This window comes from SAR324 cluster bacterium, from assembly GCA_029245725.1.
Lineage (GTDB): Bacteria > SAR324 > SAR324 > SAR324 > NAC60-12 > JCVI-SCAAA005.
Genome location: JAQWOT010000354.1, coordinates 1 through 1,714, shown reverse-complemented (window position 1 = coordinate 1,714; position 1,714 = coordinate 1). Strand labels below are relative to the sequence as shown.

The following is a 1,714-nucleotide window of genomic DNA, read 5'->3' as shown; positions in this document are numbered from 1 at the left end:
ACTCGCAGTCCGAGTCGCAGGGCAATTCCTGATCAATTCATTCAGACTATAGAAACCAGGTTTTCAGTGGTGCTTTGATTTTTCAGCAGTTAGTCGTCCATTTGGAAGTCAGTTTGCTGAATTATTGCTTGTTGTTTATTTGATCTTGTGACGAGAAAGCAGAAAAGAAAAGTTCCAGTATTGACCAGATCCGTTGAGGAGATATTCAAGGAAAGGGGTCAAGCTGGTGAAATTAGAAAAAAATCGGATGAACACGTTTCCAAAAATCTCCTGATTTACTATGATAAATTTTCGTGAATCAAGAACACCATTACCCAATTTGCCTATCAACCAGTATAGCTTGATTTCAATCCACAGATGTGGAAGCAGGGAGTTGGGTCAGTCCAGATAGACCTTCAGTTTCATTGGATGTGTACATGAATATTCTGGATCAATTGCGAAAGTCTGTGGCTACGGACAGTGAGTCAGAGGCTCTCACCCTGCTAGAGCGGGGAAAACAGTTGCTCGATAGCCATTTTTATGACCGGTCCATGATCGAGTTCAGCAAGGCAATGCAGGTTCATCGCGAGTTGGCCTCCAAAACTGTGGCTGATATCTATCGCGATATGCAGGGCAGTGGTGATTTGTCCGCCTTGATTTCAGTTGGCAGTAGTCTGCTGTCAATGAACCCTGATAACGTTGATTTGGCAAACGCCATTGGGAATCTCTGCAGAAAAAATGGGGACTGGAACCAAGCGATCAGCCTCTATGAACACTGCCTTCGCTTGAAGCCAAAGCATAACTACGCCACCTACAATCTCCCTGCGACCATTGCACGTCTGGAATTAGCTGACAGCGTGGCAGTGCAGGCCATCCGCGAATATGAGCAGCGCACTTCCTTGTATCTGCCAGACTATCAGGATGACCTTCCTGAATTGTGGGAACTACATCATGACATGTTGGATGCTGAGGAGGAGGATTTTGAGGAGGACGAGTCCTTCGAACTTGATGATGTCACAGAAGAAGAATTTGATGAGAGTGTTGAGCCGGATGAGGTTCACTGGCAAAGCCTTTTTGATTATATCCTGAATGATACCAAGGAAGACCTCTCACTGCGGCAGAAACTGCTACTGACATTGGGATTTTGTTGTCTTGATCGGAAAATTGCTGACGTTGCCCGGAAGTGCTTCGACCAACTATCTGGTGAAAACTCAAAGGATCTGAACTTAAGCTGTTTCTGGATTCTGCCTCTTTCACAAATGGGAAAACGTCAGGATGCCATCGATAAACTAGTGCAACTGCTCGGCAAGTACCCGAATCATCGCTATGCCAACGCTAACCTTGGGCTGTTGTATCAACAGGCTGAGAGGGTGATGCCGGCTCGACGACATTTCTTCATAACCCACAAGCTGCTGCAGCGATCCCAGGGTTATTTTGATCTGGAAGAATGCTTTCAAAGAGGTGAAGAATTTTTTGAAAGGCAGAACTTCAAGCGGGCCCTTGAGATCTACCAGCCGTTGATTCCCGAAATTGAATCGGTTGAACTGCTCAACCGGATCGGACACCTGCTGCTGCAAAAAAACAATTTGGATGATGCCTATAAGGTTTTTCAACGGGCATTGCGCAAGGAGCGAAGCAATAAAGTGGCTCGGCAGGAGTTGAAGGCTGTGCGGGAAGCTTATCTGGAGATGGCAGAAACTGACTTGAAGAAGCCTGATTTGAAGGTGGCAGTCTA

Annotated in this window: 1 protein-coding gene; it reads left to right on the top strand. The window is 46.1% G+C overall.

Annotation, left to right across the window (positions count from 1 at the left end; all coding sequences use genetic code 11):
• Nucleotides 1-416: 416 nt before the first annotated feature.
• A partial coding sequence (locus tag P8O70_19405; protein MDG2199006.1) for a tetratricopeptide repeat protein occupies nt 417-1,714 on the top strand: 1,298 nt, incomplete at its 3' end.